The organism is Dietzia sp. DQ11-44 (genome assembly GCF_014145205.1).
In the GTDB taxonomy this organism is placed as follows: Bacteria; Actinomycetota; Actinomycetes; order Mycobacteriales; family Mycobacteriaceae; genus Dietzia; species Dietzia natronolimnaea.
In genome coordinates this window covers 1-5,390 of record NZ_JAALEC010000755.1, presented here as the reverse complement: position 1 = coordinate 5,390, position 5,390 = coordinate 1, and the positions used below count along the sequence as shown (strand labels likewise).

6 protein-coding genes are annotated in these 5,390 nt (G+C 69.2%); 2 read left to right on the top strand and 4 right to left on the bottom strand.

Annotated features, from left to right (window positions below; genetic code table 11):
• Positions 1–191 precede the first annotated feature (191 nt).
• Entirely contained in the window at positions 192–770 is a 579-nt protein-coding gene (locus G6018_RS16960) for a hemerythrin domain-containing protein (protein ID WP_182640269.1), read from the top strand.
• A 52-nt stretch (positions 771–822) separates the two neighbouring features.
• On the opposite strand, the gene G6018_RS16955 is transcribed toward G6018_RS16960, so the two are convergent.
• Both G6018_RS16955 and G6018_RS16950 read right to left on the bottom strand, forming a co-directional pair.
• Positions 823–1,191, bottom strand: coding sequence for a DUF202 domain-containing protein (locus G6018_RS16955; protein ID WP_182640268.1), 369 nt, complete (start codon positions 1,189–1,191; stop codon positions 823–825).
• Positions 1,188–1,571 carry a DUF202 domain-containing protein gene (locus G6018_RS16950; protein ID WP_182640267.1) on the bottom strand — a complete coding sequence of 128 codons (384 nt, stop codon included), beginning with the start codon at positions 1,569–1,571 and terminating at the stop codon, positions 1,188–1,190. The genes G6018_RS16955 and G6018_RS16950 overlap by 4 nt, the downstream gene beginning before the upstream one ends.
• A gap of 72 nt (positions 1,572–1,643) precedes the next feature.
• On the opposite strand from G6018_RS16950, the gene G6018_RS16945 reads away from it, so the two are divergent.
• Positions 1,644–2,621: a bile acid:sodium symporter family protein gene (locus G6018_RS16945; RefSeq protein ID WP_182640266.1), complete on the top strand. Its 978-nt coding sequence runs from the start codon at positions 1,644–1,646 to the stop codon at positions 2,619–2,621.
• A 63-nt stretch (positions 2,622–2,684) separates the two neighbouring features.
• Here G6018_RS16945 and G6018_RS16940 read toward each other — a convergent pair whose 3' ends face one another.
• Both G6018_RS16940 and G6018_RS16935 read right to left on the bottom strand, forming a co-directional pair.
• Positions 2,685–4,049 carry an acetamidase/formamidase family protein gene (locus G6018_RS16940; protein ID WP_182640265.1) on the bottom strand — a complete coding sequence of 455 codons (1,365 nt, stop codon included), beginning with the start codon at positions 4,047–4,049 and terminating at the stop codon, positions 2,685–2,687.
• Between the two features lie 150 nt (positions 4,050–4,199).
• Positions 4,200–5,051, bottom strand: a complete 852-nt coding sequence (locus tag G6018_RS16935; RefSeq protein ID WP_182640264.1) for an alpha/beta hydrolase — start codon at positions 5,049–5,051, stop codon at positions 4,200–4,202.
• Positions 5,052–5,390 lie beyond the last annotated feature (339 nt).

Here is a 5,390-nt window from a genome sequence, read left to right as displayed (position 1 = left end):
GTCGTGCGCCCTGCAGGGCATGTGCGAATCGGAGAGCGCCACCACCCGGTAGGGCAGCGCGGGGAGGCCTGTGTGGGGCCCGCGTGGGGGGCCCGGGTGGGGGCCCGCGTCCCGGCCCGACCGGTGGCCCGCTTCCCGCACGTTGCCTACGGTCAGAGGTCCATCCGACCCACACCGTGAAGGAGCTCGCCATGGCCCAGAAGTCCACGACAGAGTCCAACAAGGACGTCGTCGACATCCTCACCGCCGACCATCGCGAGATGATCGGGCTGATCGAGATGATCGAGGAGACCACCGACCCCAAGGGGCGCCGTTCGCTGGCCGACTCCGTGATCGCCGAGGTGACCCGGCACTCGGTGGCCGAGGAGTTGTTCGTCTACCCCGTCTACGAGCGCGAGGTCCCGGACGGCGGCGACGAGGTCGAGCACGACAAGGAAGAGCACCAGGAGATCGAAGAGGTGATGAAGGAGCTCGAGGGCCTGGACTCCGAGAGCGCCGAGTTCATCGCCACCGTGAAGCGCTTCAAGGAACTCCTCGATCACCACGCGGACGACGAGGAGAGCGACCAGTTCCCCAAGTTGCGGGCAGCCGTCTCCGCCGAGGATCTGGTCGACCTCGGTCGCAAGGTCGAGGCGGCCAAGGTGATCGCCCCCACCCGCCCGCACCCCGGTTCCCCGCACTCCGAGCTGTTCCACATGACGCTGGGGCCCGGTGTCGGCATGGTCGACCGGCTCCGCGACGCCCTGAGCGGTCGCCTCAAGAACACCTGATCCGACCCGGTCCTGGTCCGGGCGCGGGGGTCCGTACGGCTGGTCCGTACAGCTAGGACAGCACCCGGACCAGGACGGCGGTGAGCCCGCACGCGGCCATCACCAGCACCATCGCCACCAGGCCGACGTTGTAGCGGGCCTGGGTCTGCCGGACCTCACCGCCCCGGACGAAGCGCCCCACCCGTCGTTCGTGGTGCCGCTGCACCCTGAGCAGCGCCAGGAGCGGGACCACCAACAGCATCGAGAAGACGGCCGCCCACAGCCACGAGGTCTCCGCGATCAGCTTGGCCACGAGGATGATGTTGACGGTCACCACGGCCCAGGTCCGGGCCCACGACAGACTCGTTCGCTCGGACTGCAGCCCGGCGTCGGGCGGCGTGGCCTCGGGGCGCACCCCGATCCGGCGCCGCGGGGAGCTCATGCGAAGGTGCCTCCGAGGATCGCGACCAGGAGCAGGACAGCCCCGATCGCGATGCCCAGCACCAGCAGGATCGAGGCCTGCGGGACGGGCAGCGGATCATTGTGGCGCATGGAGGCCTCGATCCGGAGCCACCGACGGAACGACACGGTCGCCAGCAATGCCGCCATCACGAGCAGTACGCACGCCAGCGGGGTGCGGATGAACTCCGGGATCTCGTCGCCGGCGAAGGCCTCCATCGCCACGGCGCCGGCCATCAGGCCGAGGCTCGTCCGGATCCACGCCAGGAAGGTGCGCTCGTTGGCGAGCGTGAACCGCGGGTCCGGTTCCTCACCGTCCCGCAGCGACCTGGGCCGCCACCCCTGTCCTCCGCGCTCAGTCATCACCTGAGCCTATCGGCCGCCCCTGCGGGCCTCGTGCGGACCGCCCGCGGACCGGGGTGATGAAATGGGTCGATGAGCTTTCTGCGTCGCCTCCGGATCGAGCCGTTCATCCTCGCGATCCTGGCCGCCGTCGTGGTGGCGGCGGTGCTGCCGGCGACCGGAGGCGCGGCGACGGCGCTCGGGTGGGTCACCACCGTGGGGATCGCCGTCCTGTTCTTCCTCTACGGCGCGCGGTTGGAACCCCGGGAGCTGCTGGCCGGTGTGAAGCACTGGCGACTGCACTCGGTGGTCCTTGCCGCGACGTTCCTGCTGTTCCCCGCGTTCGGCCTGCTGGGCAGGTGGGCGCTCACACCGGTGCTCGGCGAGGCGCTGGCCACGGGGTTCCTGTTCCTGACGCTGGTGCCGTCCACCGTGCAGTCCTCGATCACCTTCGTGGCGATCGCCCGCGGTCACGTCAGTGCGGCCGTGGTCTCGGCGTCCGTGTCGAACCTGCTCGGGGTGTTCGTCACCCCCCTGCTGGTCTTCGCGTTGATGACCACGGATGGATCGGTGGTCATCACGTGGGACTCGGTCGGGGCGATCGCCCTGCAGCTGCTCCTGCCGTTCGTGCTGGGGCAGCTGCTGCGTCGCTGGGTCCTGCCCGTCACGCAGCGGATCAAGCGCCTGGCCCTGTTCGACAAGTCCGTGATCGTCCTGATCGTCTACTCCGCGTTCTCGGACGGGGTCGCCGACGGCATCTGGTCGATGGTCGGCCCCGCCCAGTTGACGTGGCTGATCGTCGCCTGCTGCGTCCTGCTGGGGGTCGTGCTGGGATTGACCGAACTGATCTCCCGCGCGCTGGGGTTCGAGGAGCGCGACAAGCGGGTCGTGCAGTTCTGCGGTTCCAAGAAGTCCCTGGCCACGGGCCTGCCCATGGCCGCGGTCCTGTTCGTCGGACAGCCGGTGGGTCTACTGGTCCTACCGCTGATGGTGTTCCACCAGATCCAGCTGATCGTCTGTGCGTGGCTGGCCGGGCGGTACGGGCGGGAGCAGGACGCGGCGGCGGAGTGAGGGGCGTGGGGTGAGGCGGCGCGGCGGCGGCGCCGATCACGACCCCACCGCGCCGCCCCGGCCTCAGGAGAAGTCAGCCTTGCGGATGAGCCCGTGCACCCCCACTGTCTGGTCCACCACCTGCGAGATCACGAAGTCTGTCGCGGCGGACAGGTAGGCGTACGCCACCTCGCGACTGACTCCCTGGTCCTGTTCGAGGAAATCGAGAGCGTTGACCACCGCGCGCCGCATCGCCCGGTTGAGGTCCCCGGTGATCACCTCTTCAGCCCGCCCGCGCTCGTCCGAGAGCCCGATCGGCACCCAGTGCTCCTCCGTTTCCCCGAACGGGTACCGGAAGGCGACACCGGGCGCGGTGCCGTCCCCCTCCTTGCAGACCGTCAGGCGGAAGGTTGCCCGGAGCGAGCCCTCCACGGCTGTCAGGGCCACCTCTCCGTGACCCTGCGCGAAGTGTGGGTCGCCAGCATAGAAGAGAGCGCCGTCCGCGGTCACCGGAACATAGAGCGCGGAACCTGCGCCCAGGTCGGCGACGTCCAGGTTACCGCCGGTGATCGTCGGCGGCACGGAGTGAGCGTCCTCGTCGTTCAGCGCGGTGGAGTCGACGGATGCCACGCCCACCATCCCCATGAACGGGTTGAGCGGGAACCTGATCTCCCTGTCCCCGTCGGACATCACGCCGTGGCCGTCCTCGATCCGGGTGAAGACCGAGACGTTGCCGTAGTCCATCGGGTTGCCACTGTCGCGTCCGTCCGTCTCGACGGGGGGCATGACCTCGTCGAGCGAGATGCCGTCAGGAGCCCGGTTTTCCCCGGTCAACCCCAACGCACCTCGTCCGTGCCGGTTGGACACCACTCCGTACGGCACCCGGGGGACGACACTGAGGGTCTCGATCTTGAGCACATCCCCGGGTTCCGCACCGTCCACGAACACCGGACCGGTGACCACATGGGGGCCGTCGGTGTCGAAATCGCGCTCTGTCCGCGTGTAGTCACGGGGGATCGCCACGACGTCCTCGAGGATGTCGGCCTCCGCGACCCCGTGTCCTCCGAAGAATTCCACCGGGTCCCTGCCCTGGTCCTCGAGGATCCCCTCGTGGCTCACGGTGTCGATCGTGACGGTCTCTCCGCTGGCCATCTCCAGGACCGGCTGGGCGTTCGTGCCCGGCAGGTACCCCCACAGCACCTCATCCGTCCTGGAAGGAAGGTAATGGTCACCCGGGATGTCCCCGGCGCCCGGGTGGAGCGGGCTCGACGGTGCCCGCATCCCGGTTGGGGTGGCCGAGGCACCGTTGTCATGGTTCGTCCCGCACCCCGCCACGGTTGCCGTGGCTCCGGCCGCGCCCAACGCGGTGGCGAGTTGAATGAATCGGCGTCGGCCCAGCCCCCGGGCCAGGCTGTCAGCGGCATCCCGGCCGAGTGCGTTCTGAGTCATCCGGTCTCCACCTCACGTTGGTTCACACGTTGGTTCGCGTCTCTAGATGGGGCGAGCCTACGAAGCGGACGTAAGGGGCGTTTTTCGTCAGTGTTACGGCCGTGGGTCCAGGCGAGGTCTCGTGCACCTACGGGTGCCGGCGGCCGGACCCTAGGAGCCGCTCTGACCCAGGAACCCGAGCACCGCCGCCGCCACCTCCGCGGGGCGTTCCTCCGGGGCGAAGTGGCCGCAGTCCTCGATCACGTGGAGCCCACTGCCCGGTATCGCCCGCTGCAACCTGTGGGCGCGGTCGAGGATCTGCCAGGTGTCGTCCGCACCCCAGATCAGCTGGACCGGGATCTCCCCCAGCGTGTGCAGCCGGTCGCTGATCTCCATGGTGTGCACGGGGTCGTAGTGCGCCGCCTGGTGCTGGAAGAAGCTCGGCTGGCCCACCGGTCCGCTGATGAAGTCCAGGTACGTCCGGAGCGCCTCGGGGTCGAAGCCCGCCGGATCGCTATGGGTCGACAGCAGCCACTCCCGGAAGTGCTCCCGGTGCTCGTCGTTGGGCCTCTTCGCCAACGCCTCCGGACCGTCGGCCATCTGCTGGCGGGTCCGTTCGGAGGGGTAACTGTCGAAGCTCACCACATCGATCAGTGTGAGGGTGCGTAGGCGCTCGGGGGACCTCACCCCAAAGCGCTGCGCGATCCCACCGCCGATGTCGTGCGCCACCAGGTGGAACGTGTCCAGGCCCCACTCGTCGAGCATCCCCTCGAGCACCGACACGTTGCCGGTGATCGACGTGTCGACGCCCGTGTCCCACGGTCGCTCCGAGAGCCCGTACCCCAGCAGGTCGAAGACGTGGGTGCGGTACCCGGCCTCGACGAGTCGGGGAACGACGTCGCGCCAGATGTACGACGACGACGGGGTCCCGTGCACCAGCACCACGGGTTCTCCGGCCCCGTCGACGCCGTGGGCGATGCGGTGGCCCTCGACGAGGGCGTGGCGGTCGACGACGTGGTTCATCACGAGCCGGTCAGACAGGTCAGCCCCGCTGATTCATGGAGTGTGAGGACGGCTTCTGCCGGGTGACGGTGGGTGCGATTGCGTCTATGGGCGTGCGGGAGCGCCGGCTGGCGCTGCCGGTGGCGGGTCTCCGGGTGGTGCTGTCGTGGGCGGGCAGGTGAGGTCAGGCGGGTTTGGGGATCGCGGCGATCGTGCTGAACACGGCGACGATAGCGACCGCCCAGGGCCACGTTTCGGGGATTTTCACTCTTCGTCGTCGGCCGCTGCGGGCCAGTCGGGCCGCGGCGTGGAGGAAGCGGTAGCGCAGCGCCTTGGGCTCGCACAACGCCAGGACTGCGG

Coding starts and splice junctions, on each gene's coding strand:
- G6018_RS16960 (WP_182640269.1), top strand. CDS start 192: ATGGCCCAGAAGTCCACGACAGAGTCCAACAAGGACGTCGTCGACATC.
- G6018_RS16955 (WP_182640268.1), bottom strand. CDS start 1,191: ATGAGCTCCCCGCGGCGCCGGATCGGGGTGCGCCCCGAGGCCACGCCG.
- G6018_RS16950 (WP_182640267.1), bottom strand. CDS start 1,571: ATGACTGAGCGCGGAGGACAGGGGTGGCGGCCCAGGTCGCTGCGGGAC.
- G6018_RS16945 (WP_182640266.1), top strand. CDS start 1,644: ATGAGCTTTCTGCGTCGCCTCCGGATCGAGCCGTTCATCCTCGCGATC.
- G6018_RS16940 (WP_182640265.1), bottom strand. CDS start 4,049: ATGACTCAGAACGCACTCGGCCGGGATGCCGCTGACAGCCTGGCCCGG.
- G6018_RS16935 (WP_182640264.1), bottom strand. CDS start 5,051: ATGAACCACGTCGTCGACCGCCACGCCCTCGTCGAGGGCCACCGCATC.